This is a genomic window from Shinella sp. M31 (assembly GCF_049199205.1).
Lineage (GTDB): Bacteria > Pseudomonadota > Alphaproteobacteria > Rhizobiales > Rhizobiaceae > Shinella.
Genome location: NZ_JBLZPH010000059.1, coordinates 1 through 292, shown reverse-complemented (window position 1 = coordinate 292; position 292 = coordinate 1). Strand labels below are relative to the sequence as shown.

Annotated in this window: 1 pseudogene; it reads right to left on the bottom strand. The window is 64.0% G+C overall.

What is annotated here, in order from left to right:
- A pseudogene (locus tag ACOZKU_RS09105) lies at positions 1-292 on the bottom strand (IS30 family transposase); the annotation flags it as partial.

The following is a 292-nucleotide window of genomic DNA, read 5'->3' as shown; positions in this document are numbered from 1 at the left end:
AGGTCGCATTCCCAATGTCCGAACTGCCTGCGATCGGCAACCACATCCGGGCGGCGCAGGGTGTTGAGGTCCGGGCTGAAACGCTGGCCATGCCGGCGCCTCGCATGCCGCGCCCGGCGTCGAGCCCGATGTTCCGGCAGATATTTCCAGAGCTTGATCGCGTGACCATCCGGCGAATAGGCGAACTTGTAGATCGTCTCGTGGCTGACCGAGATCGGATGGCGCTCCAGCCGCATCCGACCGGCGATCTGTTGCGGCGACCAGCCGTGCACGATCCGTTCAATGACGGACT